The organism is Paenibacillus doosanensis, from assembly GCF_025060755.1.
Classification (GTDB): Bacteria; Bacillota; Bacilli; order Paenibacillales; family NBRC-103111; genus Paenibacillus_S; species Paenibacillus_S doosanensis.
The window spans coordinates 27,998-51,643 of the sequence record NZ_JANYUY010000027.1 but is presented as its reverse complement, the minus strand read 5'-3'; the positions used below and the strand labels follow the sequence as shown (position 1 = coordinate 51,643).

Sequence of the window (23,646 nt, the reverse complement as noted above, 5' to 3'; positions counted from 1 at the left end):
AATTATAAACAAAAATATATAATGTCTAGGTAATTATAGACGTATGTCGAAAATGGTTGTGATGAATTGCGCGGCTGCATGACCATGAGTACACGCGAGCTGTAATAATGCCAGGAACCGGGAGGGGACCGCAATGGATCAAAAGAAAAAGAAAGAGCTGGCCAATCAATATGTCCAGACACATCGTCAAATGGGCGTCTACCAATTAAAAAATAAGGCAAACGGCAAAATATGGCTCGGCAGCAGCATGGATTTAAACGGCATGAACAACCGGCTGCAGTTTCAACTGAATATGAACACCCACGTTAACAAAGCGCTTCAGGAAGACTGGAAGCGTTACGGAGCGGAGCAGTTTTCCTTCGAGATTGTGGAGCAAATCAAACCGCGCGAGGAATTTGTGCAAAGTCCGGACGCATTGGAGAAATATAAAGAAGAACTCGCCTGTATGGAACAGCTGTGGTTTGAAGAGCTTCAGCCTTACGGGGAACGGGGCTACAATAAAAGGCCGGTAAAATAATGAAAAACGGCAAACAGAAAAGGAGCTTTTGAAAGTGAACTCGGATCAAGCGATGAAGCAGCCGCAGGACGCGGGGAAACCCGCACCGTCCTTATGGCGTTCCATATCGATATTTTTAATCCCTTTGATGCTCAGCAATGTGATGCAGTCCATCGGGCAGTTGGCCGGCAGCATTATTGTCGGCCGCTGGCTGGGCGTGGACGCGCTTGCAGCAATTTCGGCGTTTTTTCCGTTATTTTTTCTGCTTATTTCCTTCTGCATCGGCATAGGGTCCGGCAGCTCGATTTTGATCGGCCAAGCGTATGGAGCCGGGAACATGGAGCGGATGAAAGCGATCGTCGGGACGACGCTGACCTTCACTTTTATCGTCGGCGTCGTGCTGGCTATCCTCGGCGGCGTATTTACCTGGGATGTGCTGCGTCTCGTCGGGACGCCTGACAATATTATCGCGGTTAGCGTACATTATGCACGGATATTGCTCTTGTCCTTACCGGTGATGTTCTTATACTTCGTGTACACGACCTTCATGCGCGGAACAGGGGATTCCAAATCGCCGTTTTATTTTTTGATCGTCAGTACGGTTCTCAATTTGGCGCTGCTGCCTATCCTGATCTTCGGCTGGCTGGGACTGCCCAAACTCGGCATCTACGGCTCCGCCTATGCGACCGTGGTATCCACGCTGCTCACTTTCGTCGTCATGCTCGTCTATTTAAGCAAAACCGGGCATCCGCTGCAGTTCGACGCCTCGGTCCGCAAGTATCTCCGTATGGACGGCGCTCTGCTGAAGCTATTATTGCGTCTAGGGATTCCTTCCAGCGTCAATATGGTGTTGGTTTCCTTATCCGAGATCGCCGTTATATCGCTGGTTAACGGATACGGGTCGGATGCGACCGCAGCATACGGAGCCGTCAATCAGGTTGCCAGCTACGTGCAGATGCCGGCGATCAGCCTCGGAATTACGGTATCCATATTCGCCGCGCAGGCTATAGGAGCGAACCGGACGGATCGGTTGAAGCAGGTAATTAAGGTCGGCATTCTGCTGAATTATCTCATCGGCGGCGCGGTTATTTTCCTCGTTTACGTATTTTCGCAAACCATTTTGTCCTGGTTTTTGACCAGCGAGCATACAATGGAAATAGCGCATCATTTGCTGATGATCACGTTATGGAGTTACCTCGTTTTTGGCCATGCCCAAATTATTACCGCGACGATGCGAGCCAGCGGCACGGTGCTGTGGCCGACGCTGATCAGCATCGTATCGATCTGGCTGGTCGAGGTGCCGGTCGCCTTTTATTTATCCCGTTACACGGGACTTGGCATACAGGGGATATGGATCGGTTATCCCGCGGCATTTATCGTCAGTCTTATCCTCCAGTACGCATACTATTTGACTGTATGGAAGAAGAAGCGGATTTCAAGATTGATCGAATAGACGGGGGGCAAAGGGGAGAAACGCTGTATGCTGCTCGATTGCGTTATTGTCGGCGGAGGCCCCGCCGGCTTGAATGCCGCTCTTGTGTTGGGAAGGGCGCGTCGAAACGTCTTGCTGTTCGATAATAACAAGCCGCGCAACGCGGTGACTCATGAATCGCACGGATTTCTGACCCGGGACGGCGTCAAGCCGGAGCAATTTCGCCGAATCGCTCACGAGGAAATTATGAAATATCCGTCCGTGCGCATGAAGCAGGCGACTGTAACGGACATTCGGCATCATGGCGGCGGGTTTGAAATTACGGCGCAGTCCGGAGAGCGCGCAGCCGCCCGCAAGCTGATATTGGCTACAGGGCTTAGAGAGGAATTTCCGCCTATTGCCGGCTTTCCCCAGTTCTATGGCCGCAGTCTGTTTAATTGTCCTTATTGCGACGGCTGGGAGCTTCGGGATAGGCCGCTTGTCGTCGTATCCGAGGGCGCCAATCTGTTTCACAGCGCCATGCTGATTTATAATTGGAGCCGCAATCTTCTCTTGTGTACGAACGGCCGCGCCGTGCTTTCTTTCGATCAGAAGCAGGCTTTGGAACGGAAAGGGCTGCTGGTGATCGAGCAGCCGATCGCCGCCTTTGAAGGGACGGACGGCCAACTGGAGAAGGTGCGGTTCCAGGACGGCAGCGCCGTGGCAAGAGCGGGCGGCTTCGTCACGCCCCATTGGATTCAAGCCGCTCCTTTCGGCGCCAGACTCGGCTGCGCTACGAGCGAGCTGGGCGGCTTCGTCACCGACGCCTTCGGCCGCACCAACGTAAAAGGCGTGTACGCCGCCGGAGATACTTCTGTCGTCGCGCCGTCGCAGCTGGTCATTGCCGCGGCGGAAGGCAGCCGGGCTGCGATCGGTGTGAACGGGGACCTGTCGTTCGAGGAATATACCTATTAATTAAAGTACTGGATTTTACAAGTCTGAAGCGTTTGCCGCTTGAGGCTTTTTTTGTTGTTTAGGAAATGATGCGCAGCCATTTCCTGTGGATATCCGTGGGCTCCCCCCTAAAGTAATGTCTACCCATAGAACGATCCCAGCGGAAGGGTTAGACGCCGATCCAGCTTAGGCTGGATGCGGACGGAATAAGCTTCAGAGCATCACGTCACTACCCTGGAAATTATTCTTGGTACCCCATTTCCATTGTCTGTGGTGCCGCGTAGCGGCATGGATGGCTTTTGGGGGATTTGTCCCCGGTTTCCGCATGCCGAAACCGGTGAGGGAAGCGGATGGGCGTGGCAGCGCTTCAATCGTTGCCAACCGCCGTTTTCAAAGCGCGGGGTTAAGATCATGAACTTTTTGGAAAGATGAAAGGGGGAGGTGATAACTGTGCTGTTATTCGCGCCGCTCAAGCCTATGATCGCCGGAAGAGCGCCGGAGCCGTTCGATGACGAGAATACGATTTTCGAGCCCAAATGGGACGGGCAGCGAATACTGCTGCATAAGCAGGGGAAGCGTATCGAAGCTTTTACCCGCAGAGGAATGAATGTCACCGCGAAATTTCCCGAGCTGCAGGAAGCGTGCGCATCCATCCAATCGGATACGGCGATTGTGGACTGCGAAGGCATCGTGATGAGAGGAGAACGGGCGGTCTTCGACGATTTCACCTACAGGCTGCGGATCAGTCAAGCCGCCAAAATCCGTACGGCAGTTCTTACTCACCCGGTAACATTCGTAGCATTCGATCTGCTTATGTCTGCCCGCGAGCATTTGAACGAACCGTTAACGGAGCGCAAACGGCGTCTCGGCGATATCATTAAGTCTAGTGGCTTGCTGATGCCGACATTGTCAGTACCTGTCAGAGGAAAAGCCTTATTCGAGCTGACGGAACGCCAGGGGATGGCGGGTATTGTCGCCAAACGGATGAGTTCGCGGTATCGTCTCGGGACGAAGAGCGAGGACTGGCTTCAGATCAACCATGTCCGAACGATCGACGTCATGATCCTGGGATACAGAACGAGCCCGTTCACGCTTGTCGCCGGGCTGAATTTCCGCACGGTGTCCAATAAGCCGGTCGGCCTTGTGGAACAGGGGATCGACGCGGAGGACAGGCAGAAGTTTTTGGAGCTGGCGGCCTCGCTCCATACGCACCGCGACGCCTTGACCCAGTGGATAGAGCCTTGTATCTGCTGCCGGATTCAATATGCGGAGAGAACGGACGCCCATCAGTTGATCGGAACCGTATTCCAGCAATTTCTGTGGAATAAGCCGGCTTCGGAATGCGTGTGGCAGCCGCGATGAGCCGCGGCGCATGTTCCATGCACAACCGCCGCGGCTCATGCGGTTTTTTGTCATTGTTAATTTTGCCTTCCCTTGTATTTGCCCGTATGAAGCAGCTCTACCTGGACGTGAATTTGCTTCAAGGAGTCCTCCTCCAGGATAAATTCCCGGCTCTGGTGCAGCTCATGCCATTTATCGGGATACTCGCGGTACAGCGATTGATCAAGCTTTAGCACGTCGGACCGGATTTGCAGTCCCTTTTTATAGGTGTATCGGATTTGCTGTTCGACGACCTTGGACGCTTGCTTCTCGATTTCCTTCTCCGGTATTTCCTTGGCGAGCTCGTCCAAATAGGCTTCGATTTTCAATCGGATGTTGTAATACGGCTTGCCGTTTTCGAACACCGGTTTAATTTTGGCGGTAGGATGGAGAAGAACGACGGCCGCGCTGGGATTGCGCTCGTTCGGAATCATTATAGGGGAGCGTTCCAGCTTTCGTTGCAGCCACCGGTATCCTTGGAGATCGCTCTCCGATAACCAGCCTATCATCTGCTGTTTCCGAAAAAAATAAGCCCCGTTAATTTTCAGCATCGACTTGACCTTATAGTCTTCTCTCCAGCCTTCTTTATCGATAGTCAGGGAGGGAAGCATCGCCGGATTGCCGGCTTCGTTGTATTGGGCGATAAGCTTGAAGCCGTACACAGGCAAAATATAGGAGCGCTGAGAAAAAATTTGAGCCGGCGTATACATGATCGTATCCAGCGGGGAAAGGTTCAAGATCGATTTCTGGGCAAAAATGTCCTGCAGCGGCTCCTTCGTTCCGTAAAGCAAAATGTTATATCTGATTTCGCGGTACCGGTTGAGCATGTCATAGGCTTCTTTCATCCGATCTCCGCGGTGAAGGATGTTTTCGGTGCACACGATCGCCTTGACATGACCCCAGAAAACCCGGATTTGCGAGGTGGCGTAAATGGCGTTGAACGATTCCGTCACGGTCTTGCCTTCTCCCCGGCCGATCCACACCGGTATCACGTTGCCGATCTGGGAATTTTCCGTTTTGGCGACGTTGGAAAAGTTCAGCACTTGCACGTAGGTGATATACTTGCCATCTTGATAGTCCAGCCCGAGCGCCGTCACATAGGCCATATTTTGAATATCCTTGGAATTCCAGCATCCTGTCAGAGAGAGTACGCACAGCAGACATCCAAGCAGCAGTTTCAGTTTGCTCACTTATGTTCCTCTCCTTGATGATCGGAGTCCTGCGTGTCCAAGGTTTGCGGCCTGGTGCGCATATGATTCCACGGTACCCTCATAAAGGCTTTGAACAAATCCTTGACATGCAGCGGCGATATCGGCGCGAGATAGGGAACGCCGAACGACTGCAGCTTGGACAAGTAAAACATCAACAGGATGATGCTGAGGATCAATCCGAACATGCCCAGCACCGAAGCGATGATAAACGATCCGATACGGATAATTCCCACCATCGTGCTCAGCGTCTGATTGACCAAGGTCGATCCGGATACGGCCGTAATCGCGCCGACAACAACGACCGAAGGCGAGACCAAGCCCGCTCTGATAGCGGCGTCCCCGATAACCAACCCGCCGACGACGGTAAGGATTTGGCCGATGGAGCTGGGGAGCCGTACGCCCGCTTCGCGGAATATTTCGAGCAGCAGCAGAAGGACGATCATTTCCATTTGTGCGGAGAATGGCAGCCCCAGACGCGTTACGGAAATGGTGGCCATCAGTCGGAACGGAACCTGATCTTGATGAAAGGCGGCTATAGCCACCCAAAATCCGGGCAAAAAAATCGACAGCCAGAAGCAGAACAGCCGGATGAGCCGCGCGAAGGAAATATACTGGAAGCTGAAATGAATGTCCTCCGGCGATTTCATGATGAGAGAGAAGGAAGCCGGGCCGATAAGAACGAACGGGTTGCCGTCGACGACGATAACGAATCTTCCCGCCAGCAGGGCGCTTACGACGTAATCCGGCCTCCCGGTGAAATCAAGCAGAGGCAGCAGCGAATATTTCACATCGGCCAGCTTGTCCTCCAACTGACCGATGCTGTATATACCGTCGACATCGATCTTATCCAGCCGTTTGCGCACCTCGCCCAGCACTTGCGGCGAGATAATATCGTAGATGTATAGCAACCCGACTTTGGTTCGCGTCCTTCGGCCCATGATCCTCGTCTCGTAATGAAGACAATTGCTGCGGATCCGCTTGCGAATGAGCGCGACATTGGTCGTAATATCCTCGACGAAGCCGTCCTTCGGCCCCTTGATCGATATTTCCGTCGTCGATTCCTCCGGCGTTCGTCCCGGCGGGTTGCAGATGTTGAGCTTGTATAAGGACCGGGTATGCTGGAAAAAAAGCAGAAGGTCTCCCTGGAAAACCGCGTCCGTCAATTGTTCTTCGTTCATATTGCGATCGAGCGCGATTAAGGGCAAAGAGCCGTAAAAGTCCCCGCTGTGCATGGAGTTGAAGCTGGAGGAGCGATAGTAGGAAAGCAGCTCCGGGAGCACGGTTTTGCCGATCTGGACCGCATCGCACAGTCCCTCGGCATAGATCATCATCATACGCGAGCCTTCACTTGGGTCCACCTGATGGATCTGGACCTGGACATCGGCCGAATCGGCGAATAGATCGCGCAAGGCTTGCTCCGTCCATGCGGAAGAAGCTTCTGAATTTTGCGGCATCCTCATGTGCGATTCTCCTTTACTCCTTTGCTGAGCAATGCTATGACCGCCCATATAATGGTGATAACGAGTATGACGGACAGGGAGCCGGGGAAATAGAAATGATACATCCACATGTAAAAATCGTTTTGATTCAACGGGACGAGCGACATTAGAATGTAGCAGAGAGAAACTCCCATGATGAAGCGGTTGCGTGTCTTGGGCTTTTTAAGCGGCATCAGATCGGCCAGCAGGAAGAGGGCGAGACTGATTCGTACGCAAGCGCCCGAAAGCCATTGATAGACGGACAGGAAATCGACATGCTCGAAATAATTGCCCAATTTCACAAGACGCCATTGCTCATAAGGAGAGATCATCTGCTTGGCGGCCTCGACGGGACCGAATTCGGTAATGCCTCCAACGAGGGGGCCGAGCATTATATATACCATCAGGAAAGCGAGAATCAGAAACTTCCATGTCTTTACTGCGCTCTTCAACTGATGCTGCATAACGAGAATGACGATCAGCTCGGCAAAGCCCCCTCCAGCGAACAGCATGCCGTCCATAACCGGCTTCCAGCCGAATTCCAGGATAGGCTTCAGCAGATTGTAGTCCTTCTCGGGGGAGTTGGAGACGGCGACGAATATGCCGAGCAGCACGACGGTAGGCAGCAGTATTCCTGAGCCTATGGCAATCGCCCGGATGCCGATCGTCGCAGGGTACATACAGACGAGCACCAGCGAGGCGTTCAGAACGATTTTGGGAGTTGCGGGCAAATAGTTGGTAATGGTCCAAATGGTCGTATGTACAGCGGTCAGTCCGCCGATTATAAACAGCTGCAGGGCGATGGGAATAATCAATATCCACGAAATAAAAGAGTTGGTTTGCCGGGCAAGCCAGGGTTGGAGCTTCTGCTGCCCGGATTTTTTGGCGATATAGGTGACCAGCAAACACCAGGGAAAGAACAGGAATGCAGTGACGATTACGCTGATCCAGGCGTCACGGCCGGAAGCGTCCAAAATCATCGGATTCACGATGACGTGATTCGTCAGCCCGTTCATAAGCATCAGGATCATAGCTGCTTGTAAGAAAGTAATTTTGCCGTTGTTAGCATTCATATCCGTTTCCCGCCCGCAGAGTCTTGTACTGCTCCGTATGTCCGAAATTCCAGCAGTCATTTCGAGTAAAATCGTTCCAGTTCACCCGTACCTTATAGTGTCCAGTTGGCACGGGGGTATTCAGGGAAGGAAGGGAGCGATGCGGAAAAAGCCGCGCAGAGACTGGCTCTGCGCGGCTAATCGTCATATGTCCGTTAGACGGAGTTTACTTGATAAAGACGCTGCCGAAGGGGATCACTTCCCGCAAAATGCGTTTCACCACATTATCGTCCTGCAGACGATCGATCAGCTCGGCATCCCTGTGGCCCGTCTGAATGAGAACCGGTCCGCTGCCGGTCAGCCGCCACTGCACGTTCATATGCTGGCTGGCCAAGGGATTGCCATAAACGGACAACTCAATCGAGGCGGCTTGCGGATAAGCGACCAAGGCGCTTTTGTCTACGAATATCGGCTTATCGGGATGCAGCTGAAGCACGGCCAGATCGCCCGCGGTCAAAATTCCGATGCTGCCGATGCCTGAGAAGCGAATGCGCACGAGATCCTTCGTAATCCAGGCGGTGCGCATTTTTTGAACGACGCTTTTGGTTGCCAGCGATTCGGAGAAATACATGATGTTTCGCAGATCGAACAGCAGCTCTTCCCGATCCGCAATATCGACGGTAGTTAGCGAACAGCCCGGCGGGAGCCCCAGAATCATATCGCACGGGCCTTGCAGCAAAGAACGAATCCATCTCTTTTTATGATAGGCGCTCGATAAGTTCATAAGCTGATCCTGCCGCTGATGCGGCATTCCCCGATAAGCGAGGATAGACTTGGGATGCAGCACGATCAGCGATTCGTCGGACTCCAGAGCGAGGCTGACATGGCCGAGAGGCGGGGGAGCGGACACTCTCATGATCCGAACATCCCTCCGTTATGCTGCTTTTGCTTGCGCCATGCGCTATAACGCCATAAGCGGATCGACAGGATGTAGGCGGCAATCAGACCGGCGACAATGGCCGCCGCACCGACGGCATTGCGCTTGAGCGATGCGCGTTCTTCGCTCATCTGCTCCAATTGCTTCGTCAATTCCGAATTTTTCAATGCGAGCTCTTCGGAATACCGCTGCATGTCCAGCAGCTTCTGCTGCTGCTCACTCAGCTTTTGGGCGGCCTCATCGTATTGATCTTGAAGCTCGTTCAGCTTATCAGGCATGTTATAAATATCTTTCACTTTGTCGAAAATACCGGCTTGGACAGGGCTCGCCGCACAAAATCCGAGAGAATACACGAGGAAACCGATCCCGCATAGGAAAGGAAACAGCTTACGCATAGGTCCCTCCTTATGAATTAGATGAATAACACTATTTTACAGCATTCTTCGACAAAGCGCCATGCTTGTCCCAGGACCGCTCTGCAAAAAAAAGGAAGGGACGAGTCCTTCAAGAGCGTATCATGAGCAGCAAAGCGCCGATGGAAGGCATGGCGATCATAGCGGTCTTCAGCACGCCGAGCGGAACGCGGCTCGTGAATTTGGCGCCGATGTATGAGCCTATCATCGATCCGACCACAACCTGAATCAGCAGCGGAATATCCAGGTAGCCCATCTGATAGTACCCGGCGCCTCCGGCCAGCGCGATCGGTATAATGACCAGCATGGTCGTGCCCGCCGCTTGCCGGATGGAGAGGCCGAGCAGAATGATCATTCCGATCTGGATAAAAGGCGTCGAACCGATTCCGAAAAAGCCCGACATCGCGCCGGTAACGGCTCCGATGGCCGCCGATGCAAGCCAGAAGCGGACACCCGATTCCCGGAGAGGCCGTCCGCCGTTTTGGGATGCGCGGCTCGTCATCGTCATGCGAATCCAGAGCAATAGCGACGAGAGAAACAGCATCCCCGCGGTCATCCACATCAGATGCTCGGCAGGGACGTAGGCGGAATAGCCCGAGCTGATCCATGCTCCCGCGGCTCCCGTAATGCCGATAACGATACCCGGCTTCACAGCAACATTCCCTTCGCGGTAGTGACTGAATGCGCCGGATAACGTCGTAAACACCATCGCGGCGAGCGACGTGCCGAGAGCCGTATGAATCGAAAAGCCGAAAGCGGTGCTGAGCATCGCTATAATAAAACCGGAGCCGCCCGCTCCGACAAATCCGAGCAGAAGTCCGACGACAAGCATGGACAATATAATTGAAATTCCCATCCCAGCGTTCCTCCAAACCGTGTAACGTGTTGTCATATCCTCCCACTATTAAATCACGTCTGATAATGATGCGTCTAATGTATTAAACTCAATATAATCATGATATTATGTAATGACTATATTGCGGGATAAGGAAGTGCAAATGCCGTGGAATGGCAGCAGATCGAATATTTTCAAGTTGTCGCGCAAATGCAGCATTTTACGAGGGCGGCGGAGCGGCTAGCCGTGTCCCAATCGACTCTAAGTCGTTCGATTGCCAAGCTGGAGGAGGAGCTTGGGGTGCCTCTATTTGAGCGCGTCGGCAGGGGCGTGACGCTCAATCCGTACGGGGAGCTGTTTTATAAACGAACGTCGCGCGTACTGCAGGACCTGGAAGAAGCCAAGCAGGAGATATGGGATTTGCTCAAACCGGATTACGGAACGCTGTCTTTCGCTTTTTTGAAATCGCTGGGCGGATTTGAAGTTCCGCAGCTCGTCAGCCGCTTTCTCGCCGAGCATCCTCACGTTCAATTTCAGCTGTATCAAAAATCGTCCAGCGAAATGATGGAGCAGCTGCTCAGCGGCGAGATCGATTACTGCTTGTCTTCCATGACGGAGGAACGCCCCGACATTGAATGGGAATACCTGTGGAGCGAGGAGCTGTACGTCTATGTCGCAAGGAGCCATCCTCTGGCGCTGCGCGAAAGCATCGCTCTTCATGAAATTGCCGGCGAACGCATCGTCGCCCTGAAGAAAGGATACGGGACGAGGACGATTTTCGAGGAGCTATTCAGGGAAGCCGGTTTGCCGCCGAATATTACGTTCGAGGGAGAGGACCCCGTTACGGTCATCGGGTTTGTTGCCGCGGGACTCGGCGTAGCCTTGCTGCCGCAGCTCAAGCGGGTCGATACGTCCGAGGTCGTCTTGCTGCAGGTGAAGGAACCGGCTTGCCGGAGAAGCATCGGCATCGCCTGGAACGCGAGGAAGTATTTAAGTCCTGTAGCCAAGCAGTTTTACGGGTTTCTGGTCGGGTATTACCGGGAAGGCGGCGGGGCGGGCTTGGGCCGAAAAGAAACTTTTTAGCAAGGAACGGCGTCTATAGTTTGGCAGTGATACCTCCTGCGCGAGCTTGACCGCCGTCTCGCCGTACCGCAATGACCGGCCGCCGGAGATTCGTGCAAGTTCAAAATACATATGGAGGATGTGAGAGAGTGAAACGATGGTTATCCGCATGGCTTGTATGCATGATGCTTCTGCCGTTATTTCCGGCAAATTCCCATGCGGCCGCAGGGGAAGTGCAGGTTCGCATCGCCGCTTTCCCGATTCAGGTCAACGGGCAGCTTATTAACAACCGGCAGTCGGAATATCCGTTCCTGGTCTATAACGACGTTACCTACGTCCCGCTCAACTGGGATACGGTTCAGGAGCTGGAGCTTCGTCTTGACTGGAGCCCAGAGGAAGGGTTGCAGCTGTATAGAAGCTGCTGCACGAACAGGGAGTGGGAGATTTCCGCTCTGGATAAGGCCCCTTATAAACCTGTTCTGACGGCGAGCAACGCGCTGAATCGTTCTTATACCGCCAATGTCAGCACTTATCCGATCCAGGTTTATGGACAACAGGTTAACAATGCGGAGGCGCCGTACCCTTTCCTGGAGTTTCGCAATATTACTTACTTGCCGCTGACTTGGGATTATGCGCACCGCCGGCTGATGATGGATTTGCAGTGGAGCGCAGAGGGCGGCTTGGCCGTGTGGAGCGGGCAGGATCAGGTATTAGGGCAAATCCGGTACGACGATGACGAGGCGCTGTACATAGACGCTCAGGCTGCGGAAGATTCGCCGCTAGCGATGGTGAAGGTCGCCAAGTCGATGAGCGAGGCGCCAGTCTGGCTGAGCCCGGAGCAGGCGGATGCGATCCGGCGGCAGGCCGAAGAAGCTGCCGGGCAGCGCAGTCGCGGAGGCAAGGAAGTGCCTGTTGAGCGTGACGGGGATATGCTGGCGTATCAAGGAATGCCTCTCGCGAAGCTGCGCGATACGGAGACAGGGGAGCTGGGAGGAACTCAGCTTGAGGCGAAAGGGTATTTGTACGAAATTGACGACAAGCGCCGGCTTCTCGGCGTCTATACCTATTACCCGATCGCCAAGATCGGGCCGGCGCCGGGAGCCCGTTACCAATTGTTTTCGATCATCAACGGCAAAGCGAGTGCGATTGAGCAGTTTCCTTTTTTACCGGAGCTGGTGTCCCTGAACCCGGACGGCACCGTCTGGATAGCGCGGGATCGGCTGCCGTTCAGAGATTTATACTATGCCGGTTCCGGCCTGCTGGCCCTTATGGACCGGGAGGGCGAGGTAAGAGTGGCCAATGATGTCTGGAACGAGCAGGATGTGTCTCCTCTCGGACTAGACAGCCCGTCGGCGGAGCCGGTGGACGGCAGCGGCAAGCTGCTGGTTCGCTTGTACGGCAAACCGCTTAATACGGAGCAGGAAGCGGCTATGAGGAACGGGAATTATCCGGTCGACCCGACTTCGGGGAGACATCCGTTAGAGCTTCCGGCCGCAGCGGGGGAAACGGACGGATTGTATGAAGCGGGAGCGGACTTCACGCTAAAGAAATTGTCGGCGGCGCCCGATTCCAGCGATGATCTGCACATGTATAAAGACAAGCAAGGCGATCTGTATACGATCGGCCGATACAGCAATGCGCTGACGAATTGGAGCCGCAACGAGCAGCGGACGTGGACCGATCTGGAGCTTTTGCAGAGTACGACGAAATAACCGCCTTTCTGGGAAAGCCTGAGCGATCAGGCTTTTTTTGTATTGGAAGCCCGCTAAAGCAGTCGTCTCCCGGCTTTACGAATTTCCAAAGTAAAATAAAGGAAAACGAAGCTGCGCACCGAATACGTAAATAAAATATCGTATTGGAGGGGAGGAACGGAGTTGAAAAGAATCGATGTCGCTTCCGCGCAAGTGTTCAACGATAAGGGGCAGCTGCTGCTGGTAAAAAATGTTCGCGGAGCTTCGTCGTACTGGGGGCTTCCCGGCGGCGCGGTGGAGGCGGGAGAAACGCTGGAGCAAGCCTGTATCCGCGAGGTTCAGGAGGAGACGGGCTACACGGTCGGGCTGGTTGGCTTAAGCTCGCTAAGGGAGATGTTCTTTACGGAAGCGGGGCATCATGCTCTTATTGCGACGTTCTTTGCCGAAATCGTCGGCGGTTCGCTTCAGATCCAGGACCCCGACGGCGATATAGCGGAAGTCAGATGGGTCGATCTTCCGACCGCACGGGAGCTTATGCCGGAATTTGCGGAGCGGTTGAGGCTGAGCGAGGCTGACGGCAAGACTCCGGCTTTTTACTCGTTCGAGGGCGCGCTATAAACCGGGCGCCGCGGAACGGTTACATGAATGCGGCGAGGCGATATTGATCCTATTTGGGGGAGGCGTGGACGATGTCATATTTATCTGTCAGTACGTGGAGCTTGCATCGGCTGCTTGGTCCGCTTCGGTGGACGGTTTGGGATGAGGAGGCGGGATCGCATCGTACCCGCGAGCAGGAACAGCCGCAGGTTCTGACTTTGCTGGAGCTGCCGGCCGAAGCGGGGGCGAGGGGTTATAAAGCGGTCGAGATTTGTCATTTTCATTTCCCTTCGACGGATAGCGCTTACCTGCAGCTGCTGCGCAATCGGTTCGAAACGGCCGGAGTGTCGTTCGATACGCTGCTGCTCGATTACGGAGATTTATCGACGCGGGACGAGAAGAGACGCGAAGCGGATTATCGCCTCGTTCAAGAATGGATCGAAGTGGCTGCTCAAGCCGGCGCGAAGCAGATTCGCGTCATCGCCGGGGATGCTTCGCCCGAGGATAAGGAAGCGCTGTATCGTTCGGCGGCGAGCTTGTCGGAGCTGCACGAGTATGCGGCCAAACGCGGTGTAAGCGTCATAACGGAAAACTTCAAGCCGCTCATGTCCCGCGCGGACAACTGCCTGGAGCTTCTGGATCGGACGAATCATCAGGTTCGCATGATTACGGATTTCGGCAATTTCGCAGCTCCCGCCAAATACGGCGAGTTCGCATTGACGCTGCCTCACAGCCTCTCGGTCCATGCGAAGGCGCATTACGACGAGGCGGGCATGCCGGACGAGCCGGAATTTCGCCGCTGCCTGGATACGCTGCATGCGGCCGGCTATAACGGTTCCGTCGTACTGATCTATGACGGTCCGGGCGATATGTGGGAAGGACTCGCGCGGATTCAGAGAATCGTCGAGCCTTATTTGTAGCTTCTGAATATGGCGGTTGTGGAATCTTTTTCCATATGCTATAGTACTATTTATACGTCATTCCACATTTCAATCGTTTATCGATAAAGGAGGTGTCAACATGCTGCAAGTTGCCTTAAGTAGTCAGTGGTCCCATTATTGGGTGCATCTAACTACGATCGTATTTCGCTCCGCCATCGGCGGGAGAGGTCTGTCTTTTTACGGCGACTGCAGCATTTTGACCCATATAGAGCGTACGGTGAGACCGGTATAATCCATGCCGGCCACGGTAAGGTTTCTACGGCTAACGAAAGCCGCGGGTAAAAGGTTGCCTTTTGCCCTGCGGCTTTTTTGTCGTTGTCGGGAAACGAGGGACGGCGCTGTCTTACCGGTAACCGGGGACATGCCGATCGTAAACCCGTACGCCCATTATCGACCTATCGAATGAAAGAGAGAGTGATGACCATGATCATCTGCGCTTTAGATAAAATGAACAAAGGCTGGGGAGGAGCCCCGGTCCTTCAAAATTTGACGGTAGAAATTCACGAAGGCGACCGAATTGGATTGGTAGGGCCTAACGGCTGCGGCAAAACGACGGTGTTAAAGCTCATAGCCGGTCTGGAACCGCCGGATAGCGGCGCCATTCATTGCAGGAAGGGAGCCCGTACGGCGCTGCTGGCGCAAATACCGGACTACGGTGCGGACACGACGGCGGAAGAAGTGCTTCAGAAAGCATTCGCAGACCTGCTGCTAATGCGCGAGCGGATGACGGAGCTGGAAGCCGGAATGGCCGATGCCGCATTTACGGACAGAAGGCTGAAGGAGTACGGTGAGCTGCAGGACCGGTTTGCCGAGATGGGCGGGTATGAGATGGAGGCCCGAATGCTGCGGGTGGCCGGCGGTCTCGGCTTGACGGCTTTACTTGGGCAACCGTTCAGCAGCTTAAGCGGCGGGGAGCGCACGAAGGTATGTTTGGCCAATATTTTGCTGAGGGAGCCGGACCTGCTGCTCCTGGATGAGCCGACCAATCATCTCGATCTTCAAGCGCTTGAATGGCTGGAGGGCCATTTGCGGGATTACCGGGGGAGCGTGGTGATCGTGTCCCATGATCGTTACTTCCTCGACCGTGTCGCCGGCAAAATCATCGATTTGGAAGGCGGCTCAGGCGAAGTGTATCACGGGAACTATTCTTACTTCGTAGTGGAGAAGGAGCGCCGGCTGCTGGCGGAATTCGCGGCTTTTCAAGAGCAGCAGAAGAAGATCAGGAAGATGGAGGAAGCGATAAAGCGATTGCGGATATGGGCGGCGCAGGCGGATAACCCGAAGATGTTCAAGCGGGCGGCAGCGATGCAAAAAGCGCTGGACAGGATGGATAAGCTCGACCGCCCCATGCTTGAGCGCAAGAAGATCGGGCTGTCTTTCCAGGCGGGAGAACGCAGCGGGAACGACGTGATCACGCTTAAAGACGTGAAAATGTCCGTAAGAGCGGGGCAGGCGCCGGGTTCAAGCGAGGCAGCCGCATCTCGGGTGTTGTATTCCTCGGTGAATATGCTGGTCCGCTATCGCGAATTTGCTGCGATTGTAGGCGATAACGGAAGCGGCAAATCGACGCTGCTCAAGATGATTGCCGAAGGGCTCGCGCCGGATCAAGGCACCGTACAATTAGGAAGTCAGGTCAAGCTCGGCTATTTGGCCCAGCAGGACGGATTCGTGAATGACGAGATGACGATCTTGGACGCCTTCCGCGACGCCGTGATGGTAGAAGAAGGGGAGGCGCGCCATCTGCTTGCCAAGTTTCTCTTTTACGGTGCGGCCGTTTTCCGTAAGGTCAAAGCTCTGAGCGGCGGCGAGAGGATGAGATTGCGGCTCGCTCAGCTGATGTATCAGGACGTCAACGTGCTGATGCTGGACGAACCGACCAACCATCTGGATATTGACGCCAGAGAGGCGCTCGAAGATACGCTCGCTCAATTCGAGGGGACGATCCTCTGCGTGTCGCACGACCGCTATTTGCTAAACAAGCTGTTCCCGATTACGTATTGGATCGAGCGGGGGGAGCTTGCGCGCTATGAAGGGTTTTACGATGAAGCCAGGAAGAAACGCGACGAGCTTCGGTCCTCCGCTACGATCGGGCGCGCCGAACCGGCCAAGCCTGCGCGAAAGCAAGAGATCGCCACCGCCGCAGCGGAGAGCACCCGCCAGACGGAGAAACAGTTAGCCAAGCTGGAAGCGGAAATTGCAGCGGTGGAACGCAAAATTGCGGTGCTGGATAGCGCGATGCTGCAAGAGAACATTCCGGAAAAGTTGACGGAGATGTACAACGAGAAGCTGCTGCTAGAGGCGGAACGGGAAATATTGTATCAACGAATGGAATAAATGTGGTAAAATCAGGGAGGCAGGGGATGAGGGGCATTGGAAAAAATTTGAATCGGATGACACAGACGAAGGCTGCTTCCAAGGGAACTTGGAGTGGCATAAGCCCGGGGCGCAGCAGGCCTTCGTCTGGTCATTCGGATAATCGTGGTTCGGTTTAAGGAGCAAGGTTGGAGACAGTCACCATTTCATACCCGTGCTCCTTCAAATAATGGATAAGCTGAGGGAGCGCTTTGACGGTATTGCTCAAGTTGCCGTTTTTCCCGCCGGCGGAATGCTGCAAAATGATCGCGCCGGGCTTGAGCTCTTTTTTGAACGTCTCCATAATTTTCTCGCTGGTGTAGCCCTGCCAGTCTCTTGTGTCCACCGACCAGAATATAAGCTTGTGATTGGATTCCGCGTGATCGACGACTTGCTTGGATATCGCTCCGTAGGGAGGGCGCAGCAGCGTTGAAGGCCGACCGGTAAAGCCTTGAATGACGGCATCCGTTTTATCTATTTCATCCTTTAATTGCTGTTCGTCCATCTTGGTCAGATCCTGATGATCCCAGGAATGGTTGCCGACTTCATGGCCGTTTTCCACGATGCGCTTCATGACATCCTTGTGTGCGGACGCATGTTCTCCGGTGACGAAGAAGGTCGCGACGACTTGTTCCTTTTTCAAAATGTCGAGAATTTGGTTCGTAAATTTGGCGTCGGGTCCGTCGTCGAAGGTGAGCGCTACTTTTTTCTCGGAACGCGGTCCCGAATAGATGACATGCTCCTTGACGTTAAAGGCTGCGGCAGCCGGTTCTTGGCCGGAAGCGAGCGGTACTGCCGGATTGCCGCCGATATTGCTTCCGTTGGCATTAGCGGAGACAGGGTTGATTACGGTTGAAACGGGCGCCGTCTGATCGGTTCCCTGGGCTGAATCCTGCGCTGCGGGTTTCGCTCCGCATCCGGCCACTACCATAATGATGAGTGCGAGTGCAAACATTTTCCGATACATGTCGATCCTTCTTTCTACATTTCGTATCATCATTATAATAGATTCATAGATTTTTGTCGTTCGAAAAGAGAAAATGTCGAAAATAAAATAGCGGGAAAAGGAGTGGATGCGCCGTGACCCCGGCTACTTGTCGGAATGTGATGATCATTCTGCTTTGTTTAACCTCCGGCATTGTCGATGTGATCGGATACTTAAGCCTCGGGCATGTATTTACGGCCAATATGACGGGGAATATCGTATTGCTCGGACTGGCCATAGGCCATGAGGAGGGATTTGCCGTGCTTCGGTCGCTTGCGGCGCTGCTGGGCTTTATTGCAGGCACGGCCGCGGCCGCCGTTATCGTGGGAAGAAACAAGACCAAATCGTTTTGGCCCCGGGAGGTCACGCTCGCGCTTGGCATCGAAGGGCTGATATTGCTCGGATTCGCGCTGCTGTCAAGAGCGGAGGCTTCCGATACGATGGTGTATGCGCTCATTATTCTGCTGAGCGTAGCGATGGGAATGCAGACTACCGCCGCACGTCGTCTGGGAATTGCCGGCATCTCGACGACGGTGTTAACGAATAACTTGGCCAATGTAGTCGAGGATGTCATGAGCAAGGCAAGAGCATGGCTGCGCAAAGATAAGGCTTCCGGCTTCAGCCTCGATTCGGCGCTAAGACTGCTGGCTATCGTCATTTATGGCTTGGGCGCGATCGTCGGCTCCATTGCGGAAACCTCGCATCCGCTTGCGATCATCTGGGTTCCTATCCTGATTGTGGCGGGTATCGTAGCCGTGTCCGCTTCATTGTTCCGCAGCGCGGAAACCTCTTCATGAATCGGTAAAATGGCAAAGAAGCTTCCTGGCGCCGCCGGGAGGCTTCTTTCATCTTTCAGCCTGTTCAATAACACTGTGCGTCAAACCGGTACCCAATCCCCCACACGGTATGGATAAATGAAGGGGACGAAGGCGCGGCGATATTTATTTTTTCCCGGATTCGTTTGACATGCGTGTCCACCGTCCGGTAATCCCCGTATGTCTCGTGATTCCAAATTTCTTTAAACAACGTTTCACGGGATAACGATCTGCCTTCATTCCTTGCGAAAAAACGAAGCAGCTCATACTCTTTAAGCGTTAACGGGACAGTATGTCCATCTACCGTTACTCGCCGGGCGTCATGATCGATCACGAGCCGGGGGTAAATGAAGCGGTCGGCCGAGGCCCGTTCCCGGACGGAATGACCGTTTTTCGTGCGCTTCAAAATCGCGTGGATTCGGCACAGAAGCTCTCTCGGGCTGAACGGCTTGGAGACGTAATCGTCGGCCCCGGCCTCGAATCCTTGCAGCCGGTCCGTTTCCTCTCCCCTCGAGGTAAGCATAATGACAGGCGTCGATTTCATGCTTTTGAGCATTTGGCATACATCCAATCCGCTTAAGCCAGGCATCATCCAATCGAGCAGCACCACATCGTAATCTTGGGTCAAAGCCAGATTCAAGGCTTGCTGCCCGTCCCCAGTCTCTTCTACGGCTGCGCCGTCCTTCTCCAAATACATACGAACCAGCCGGGCGATGCGCTCTTCATCGTCGGCGACCAATACGGTGTAGGATCGGTCCATGCTGCGTAATCCCTCCTTCACCTCTAATTGTAGGCCTGGAGAGGAGGGATTGTCATGACTGCCTGGTGTCATTTTACCGTCAGTTTCGTGGCTAAACGATGGCTCCTTTGTGACGAACGGATGAAGTCCGGGGCGCCAGCACTTCGTTCAAGCTGCCAGCACGCCTTCAGCCGGCTTATGGACGACACGGGAGAAATTGAATTCATAATACTAGCACCGAAAACTCAACGGAGCTATGCTCCGGGTCAACTTGCCAATTTGCAATACTCAAGATTATTCTATCCCTTCAATAATTAGTTTGAAAAATGCCGCTGCATACAACGGCTCCCGATTCATCGAAGGTTTATGCCAGACGCCGACATGTCCATCTCTTTTAACCCTCTTGCCTCCGATTATATAAAAACGCTACTGACAACAGCGTGTCAGTAGCGTTTCAACATATTTTCGGCTTCTTCACGAATGCGATTTCGCAACGATTCTGGCTCTAATACGGTTACATCCGCTCCCCAGCCAAGTACCCAGGACAGCAATTCTTCCTGCCGACGAACGCGCAAGATCGCATGCAGCCCATCCGGCTGTTCTGTCATGCTTTCCATATAATGATAGTTGGATTCCTTTACCTTATCCGCTATGTCATCGTTAAATCGAAGGCGAACTTGCAAGTTCCGATCATCTGGGGGCGCGTACTCTCTTAGATTAAAATGAGAGGGCAGCTCGAACCGGTCTTCCGAATCGATAAGCTCCGTCATACGGGACAAGCGGAAATGGCGAATGCTTTGGCGCAGATCGCAATGGGCCACGAGCATCCACGACCCTTGAACGAGCGCCAGCCCGTAGGGAGCAACGGTACGAGCGCTATGGCGTTGGCCGTTGGAATCCGCATGTCGTTTTGTATAATGAAAGCTGATCTTTCGCTGGTCCAATATCGCCTTCCGGATCGTTCCGAGATGCTCCGTTTCTTTGGTCGGTGCGATCCGTTTATCGGACGGGAGCAGGCGCATCGATTTGCTTACGCGAGCGGTTTCATTGCGGACGTTCTCCGGCAGAATGGCTTCGATCTTACTGCGAGCGGCTTGAGCCTTGACACGATAGTCATGATCAAATCGCTGTTCGATAAAATCGGTGCCGATAAGTAAAGTCACGGCTTCTTCTACCGTGAAGCTGATTGGCGGCAGGAAATAGCCTTCCATCAAGGAATATCCCGTTCCGGGCGTTCCTACGATCGGTACGCCCGCTTCGCTTAATGCCTGAATGTCACGGTAGATGGTCCGCACGCTGGTTTCGAATAGGTTCGCCAAATCTTCGGCTTTTACTACATCTCTGCGCTGCAGCTCCAGCACGACGGCTAACATACGGTCGGATTTATTCATTGGCGCTCCCCTTACAACCTATCATGGTGTGGCTTGATCGCTACGCGTGTAACGCTGCTCAACCTTCATCACCTTCCAGACGGTTACGGAAACGATCCACGCCAGAAGGAACAGGGCGACCAGCAAATAGCCGAAGTCCCCGAAATCCAGCTCGTTGATCCATAAGAAGAAAGACCCTTCCAATTGCAGCTTGTCGCTCAATACTTGGATCAGCTCGACCATGCCTATGATTAACGCCGCTATGACGGACACGGTGGTTACGGTGACATTGTAATACAGCTTTTTGATCGGCGAAGTAAAAGCCCAGCGGTACGCCTTGGTCATGAACATGCCGTCCGCAGTGTCCATCAGGCTCATCCCGGCGGCGAACAGAAGCGGCAGCGCAATAATTCCGAACACGGGAATAGATGTTTTGGCCGCGCTGGCGGAAATGGCGAGCAGCCCGATTTCCGTCGCCGTATCGAAGCCGAGACCGAATAAGAAGCCTAGCGGATACACATGCCAACTGCGGTTAATAAGCCGGAACATGGGCTTCAGCAGGCGCGAGAAAAGTCCGCGGGAGTCCAGCATGTCTTCGAGCTGCTCGTTATGGATTCCGGTCGAGCGCAGCTTGCGGAATACTTGATACAAATTGAGCAGAATAACCAGATTGATCAAGCCGATGATGACGAGAAAAGCCCCGGACACCGTCGTGCCGATGATGCCTCCGACCTCCTGCATGACCGGCATTCGGTCCTGCAGCCATTTGATGGACAGCGCAATCGCCAGCACCATCAGGAACACGACGGAGGAATGCCCCAGCGAGAAATAAAATCCGACACCTAGCGGATTTCGCTTTTGCTGGATAAGCTTGCGCACCGTATTATCGATAGCGGCGATATGGTCGACGTCGAAAGCATGGCGCAAACCGAAAGTATAGGCTAATAATCCGAGGCTCCAGAAAGCCGGGTCCGTTCGGGCCGCCGACACCAATCCGACGATGCCTACGGCATGGAGGACTAGGATGACGGCGAAATAACCGCCCCAGGATGATCTGATGGCCCAAAGGTTCTTAAACATACTTGCTCCTCCTTCATTGCAGCACCGTTTGTGATTTTAATGATGTAAACTATTATCACACGTGTTACTTCCATAACAAATAGTAGCACAAATTCCGGAAATGTATAGTCCTTTTACGAAAAAAAACTCAACGGAGGAGCGGAGGAGGATTGCGCCTGTATTCAGGCAGTTGTGCGATAGAAGAGGGGAGATTCGGCGGCGTACCGAGACGTCGATGGGCCGCCGGTTAGGCGCGCATGCAATAAGCCAAGTCGGCTCCTATCAAGACAAGAAGGAATTGGCTTATGGTCGTTTCATTTATAACGGCGGCGTTTTTTCGAGCTACAAATGCGCGGCCAGCTCCTCGGCGAACGCTTCAAGACCGCGCTGATCCGCTTCGTCGAACCGGCTCGGCAGCGGACTGTCAATATCCAATACGCCCAACAGCTGTCCCTGCTTAATAATCGGAACGACGATTTCGGAACGCGATGCGGCATCGCAGGCGATGTGCCCTGGAAATGCATGCACATCGTCCACGCGCATCGTCTCCATCCGCTGGGCCGACGTTCCGCAGACGCCTTTTCCGAGCGGAATCCGGACGCAGGCAGGGAGGCCTTGAAACGGGCCTAACACGAGCTCCTGATGCTTTAATATGTAGAAACCTACCCAGTTTACATCGCTAAGAAATTGATGAAGCAGCGCCGAAGCGTTGGCCAGATTGGCGATCCGGTCGGTTTCTCCTTCCAGTAAAGCGGCAAGCTGCCGCACCACCGATTCGTAGCGTTCTTCCTTCGTGCCTGTATAGCTTTCAGTCTTAAACATGATGCATCCCTCCGATAGATCCGTAAACCGTTTCTGAAGTCAGCTATTATATACGCCAGAACGGAATGTGACTTTACTATAGGATTGGCGGCGTTGGTTTGTCAAGAAATGCAGCGCTCATAAATAATATTCGGCAGAACAAGCCAATAATAGGAATTAGAACTGGAAAATGGATTTCTACGGAGGTTGAACAAAGAATGAGACAACGGCTTTGCTTGATTATCGGCTTGACGCTCGCATTGGGGCTGCTTGGCGCCTGCGGCAAAAAGGAAGCGATCCCGCCCGAAGCGGCGCCGACCCCGTCGCCGTCCGGCGGCGCCTCGGCAAGCCAAGGCGCATTGGCCGCCATCAAGAGCAGCGGGAAAATCCGTTTCGGAACGGAGGGCACTTATTCGCCGTTCAGCTTCCACGATAAGGACGGCAAGCTGACGGGCTTCGATGTGGAAGTCGCTCAGGAGGTGGCATCGCGGCTCGGCGTTCAGCCGGAATTTATTGAAACCAAATGGGACGGCATGGTCGCCGGGCTGGATGCCAAACGATTTGACGCCATTGTGAATGAAGTATCGATCAATGAGGATCGTAAAGCCAAATACGACTTTTCCGACCCGTATATCGTATCCAAAGCCGTTCTGATCGTGAAGGCGGACAACCAGAGCATCACGAAGCTGGCCGATTTGAAAGGGAAGAAGTCGGGGCAGTCGCTGACCAGTAATTTGCGCGCCATTGCGGAATCGAACGGCGCTTCCATTGTCCAAGTGGACGGCTTCAACCAAGCGGTCGATCTGCTGCTGTCGAACCGGATCGATGCGACGGTTAACGACAGCTTGTCTTATCTCGATTTGAAGAAGCAGAAGCCGGATGTGCAGATCAAGGTCGTCGATGAAACGAAGGACGCTTCCGAGAGTGCCATAATGTTCAATAAAGGCAATGAGGATTTGGTCGGGGCGGTCAATAAAGCGTTGGCGGATATGAAAAGCGACGGCGCTTATTTGAACATATCGCAAAAATATTTCGGGCAAGACGTTTCCAAGTAGAGGAAGACGAAG

The 23,646-nt window shown here is 53.8% G+C and carries 23 protein-coding genes; 12 read left to right on the top strand and 11 right to left on the bottom strand.

Annotation, left to right across the window (positions count from 1 at the left end):
* Nucleotides 1–133: 133 nt before the first annotated feature.
* The 4 genes from N0M98_RS19310 (at nt 134) to N0M98_RS19295 (ending at nt 4,223) form a co-directional block, all read left to right on the top strand.
* On the top strand, nt 134–517 hold the full coding sequence (locus tag N0M98_RS19310; RefSeq protein ID WP_259618874.1) for a GIY-YIG nuclease family protein: 384 nt from the start codon (nt 134–136) through the stop codon (nt 515–517).
* Nucleotides 518–569: 52 nt separating this feature from the next.
* Nucleotides 570–1,949: an MATE family efflux transporter gene (locus N0M98_RS19305; protein ID WP_249866534.1), complete on the top strand. Its 1,380-nt coding sequence runs from the start codon at nt 570–572 to the stop codon at nt 1,947–1,949.
* A 27-nt stretch (nt 1,950–1,976) separates the two neighbouring features.
* Nucleotides 1,977–2,882, top strand: a complete 906-nt coding sequence (locus tag N0M98_RS19300; RefSeq protein ID WP_259618873.1) for an NAD(P)/FAD-dependent oxidoreductase — start codon at nt 1,977–1,979, stop codon at nt 2,880–2,882.
* A gap of 429 nt (nt 2,883–3,311) precedes the next feature.
* Complete coding sequence (locus N0M98_RS19295; RefSeq protein ID WP_259618872.1) at nt 3,312–4,223, top strand: ATP-dependent DNA ligase; 912 nt, start codon at nt 3,312–3,314, stop codon at nt 4,221–4,223.
* A 56-nt stretch (nt 4,224–4,279) separates the two neighbouring features.
* Here N0M98_RS19295 and N0M98_RS19290 read toward each other — a convergent pair whose 3' ends face one another.
* The 6 genes from N0M98_RS19290 to N0M98_RS19265 all read right to left on the bottom strand — a co-directional run bounded on the left by N0M98_RS19290 (nt 4,280) and on the right by N0M98_RS19265 (nt 10,188).
* Nucleotides 4,280–5,431 carry a Ger(x)C family spore germination protein gene (locus tag N0M98_RS19290; RefSeq protein ID WP_249863157.1) on the bottom strand — a complete coding sequence of 384 codons (1,152 nt, stop codon included), beginning with the start codon at nt 5,429–5,431 and terminating at the stop codon, nt 4,280–4,282.
* Nucleotides 5,428–6,906 carry a spore germination protein gene (locus tag N0M98_RS19285; protein ID WP_249863158.1) on the bottom strand — a complete coding sequence of 493 codons (1,479 nt, stop codon included), beginning with the start codon at nt 6,904–6,906 and terminating at the stop codon, nt 5,428–5,430. The genes N0M98_RS19290 and N0M98_RS19285 overlap by 4 nt, the downstream gene beginning before the upstream one ends.
* Before the next feature lie 2 nt (nt 6,907–6,908).
* Nucleotides 6,909–8,003 carry a GerAB/ArcD/ProY family transporter gene (locus tag N0M98_RS19280; RefSeq protein WP_249863159.1) on the bottom strand — a complete coding sequence of 365 codons (1,095 nt, stop codon included), beginning with the start codon at nt 8,001–8,003 and terminating at the stop codon, nt 6,909–6,911.
* 205 nt (nt 8,004–8,208) lie between these two features.
* Nucleotides 8,209–8,898, bottom strand: coding sequence for an AIM24 family protein (locus N0M98_RS19275; RefSeq protein WP_249863160.1), 690 nt, complete (start codon nt 8,896–8,898; stop codon nt 8,209–8,211).
* Nucleotides 8,895–9,314: a hypothetical protein gene (locus tag N0M98_RS19270; protein WP_249863161.1), complete on the bottom strand. Its 420-nt coding sequence runs from the start codon at nt 9,312–9,314 to the stop codon at nt 8,895–8,897. Before N0M98_RS19270 ends, N0M98_RS19275 begins: the two co-directional genes overlap by 4 nt.
* Nucleotides 9,315–9,423: 109 nt before the next feature.
* Entirely contained in the window at nt 9,424–10,188 is a 765-nt protein-coding gene (locus tag N0M98_RS19265) for a sulfite exporter TauE/SafE family protein (RefSeq protein WP_249863162.1), read from the bottom strand.
* 147 nt (nt 10,189–10,335) lie between these two features.
* On the opposite strand from N0M98_RS19265, the gene N0M98_RS19260 reads away from it, so the two are divergent.
* From N0M98_RS19260 to abc-f, 6 genes are all read left to right on the top strand, one after another.
* Nucleotides 10,336–11,250 (top strand): LysR family transcriptional regulator, encoded by a 915-nt coding sequence (locus N0M98_RS19260; RefSeq protein WP_249863163.1) that lies wholly within the window; start codon nt 10,336–10,338, stop codon nt 11,248–11,250.
* 128 nt (nt 11,251–11,378) lie between these two features.
* On the top strand, nt 11,379–12,941 hold the full coding sequence (locus tag N0M98_RS19255) for a hypothetical protein (RefSeq protein ID WP_249863164.1): 1,563 nt from the start codon (nt 11,379–11,381) through the stop codon (nt 12,939–12,941).
* 162 nt (nt 12,942–13,103) lie between these two features.
* A complete protein-coding gene (locus N0M98_RS19250; RefSeq protein WP_249863165.1) occupies nt 13,104–13,538 on the top strand; it encodes an NUDIX hydrolase in 435 nt (144 codons plus the stop codon).
* Nucleotides 13,539–13,609: 71 nt separating this feature from the next.
* Entirely contained in the window at nt 13,610–14,437 is an 828-nt protein-coding gene (locus tag N0M98_RS19245; RefSeq protein WP_249863166.1) for a sugar phosphate isomerase/epimerase family protein, read from the top strand.
* Between the two features lie 100 nt (nt 14,438–14,537).
* Nucleotides 14,538–14,690 (top strand): hypothetical protein, encoded by a 153-nt coding sequence (locus N0M98_RS19240; RefSeq protein WP_249863167.1) that lies wholly within the window; start codon nt 14,538–14,540, stop codon nt 14,688–14,690.
* Nucleotides 14,691–14,905: 215 nt separating this feature from the next.
* Entirely contained in the window at nt 14,906–16,792 is a 1,887-nt protein-coding gene (gene abc-f / locus N0M98_RS19235; RefSeq protein ID WP_375295504.1) for a ribosomal protection-like ABC-F family protein, read from the top strand.
* A 154-nt stretch (nt 16,793–16,946) separates the two neighbouring features.
* Here abc-f and N0M98_RS19230 read toward each other — a convergent pair whose 3' ends face one another.
* Complete coding sequence (locus N0M98_RS19230) at nt 16,947–17,777, bottom strand: polysaccharide deacetylase family protein (RefSeq protein ID WP_259618870.1); 831 nt, start codon at nt 17,775–17,777, stop codon at nt 16,947–16,949.
* 113 nt (nt 17,778–17,890) lie between these two features.
* Between N0M98_RS19230 and N0M98_RS19225 the strand changes: the two genes are divergently transcribed.
* On the top strand, nt 17,891–18,592 hold the full coding sequence (locus N0M98_RS19225) for a YoaK family protein (RefSeq protein ID WP_259618869.1): 702 nt from the start codon (nt 17,891–17,893) through the stop codon (nt 18,590–18,592).
* Between the two features lie 64 nt (nt 18,593–18,656).
* Here N0M98_RS19225 and N0M98_RS19220 read toward each other — a convergent pair whose 3' ends face one another.
* The 4 genes from N0M98_RS19220 to msrC all read right to left on the bottom strand — a co-directional run bounded on the left by N0M98_RS19220 (nt 18,657) and on the right by msrC (nt 22,600).
* Nucleotides 18,657–19,370 (bottom strand): response regulator transcription factor, encoded by a 714-nt coding sequence (locus N0M98_RS19220; RefSeq protein ID WP_249863170.1) that lies wholly within the window; start codon nt 19,368–19,370, stop codon nt 18,657–18,659.
* 422 nt (nt 19,371–19,792) lie between these two features.
* Nucleotides 19,793–20,740: a helix-turn-helix transcriptional regulator gene (locus tag N0M98_RS19215; RefSeq protein ID WP_249863173.1), complete on the bottom strand. Its 948-nt coding sequence runs from the start codon at nt 20,738–20,740 to the stop codon at nt 19,793–19,795.
* A 21-nt stretch (nt 20,741–20,761) separates the two neighbouring features.
* On the bottom strand, nt 20,762–21,799 hold the full coding sequence (locus tag N0M98_RS19210; protein WP_249863174.1) for a HoxN/HupN/NixA family nickel/cobalt transporter: 1,038 nt from the start codon (nt 21,797–21,799) through the stop codon (nt 20,762–20,764).
* 321 nt (nt 21,800–22,120) lie between these two features.
* Nucleotides 22,121–22,600: a free L-methionine (R)-S-oxide reductase MsrC gene (msrC, locus tag N0M98_RS19205; protein WP_259618868.1), complete on the bottom strand. Its 480-nt coding sequence runs from the start codon at nt 22,598–22,600 to the stop codon at nt 22,121–22,123.
* Between the two features lie 197 nt (nt 22,601–22,797).
* On the opposite strand from msrC, the gene N0M98_RS19200 reads away from it, so the two are divergent.
* The gene (locus tag N0M98_RS19200; protein ID WP_249863176.1) at nt 22,798–23,634 is read left to right on the top strand and encodes an amino acid ABC transporter substrate-binding protein; all 837 of its coding nucleotides are present in this window, start codon (nt 22,798–22,800) and stop codon (nt 23,632–23,634) included.
* Nucleotides 23,635–23,646: the final 12 nt, after the last annotated feature.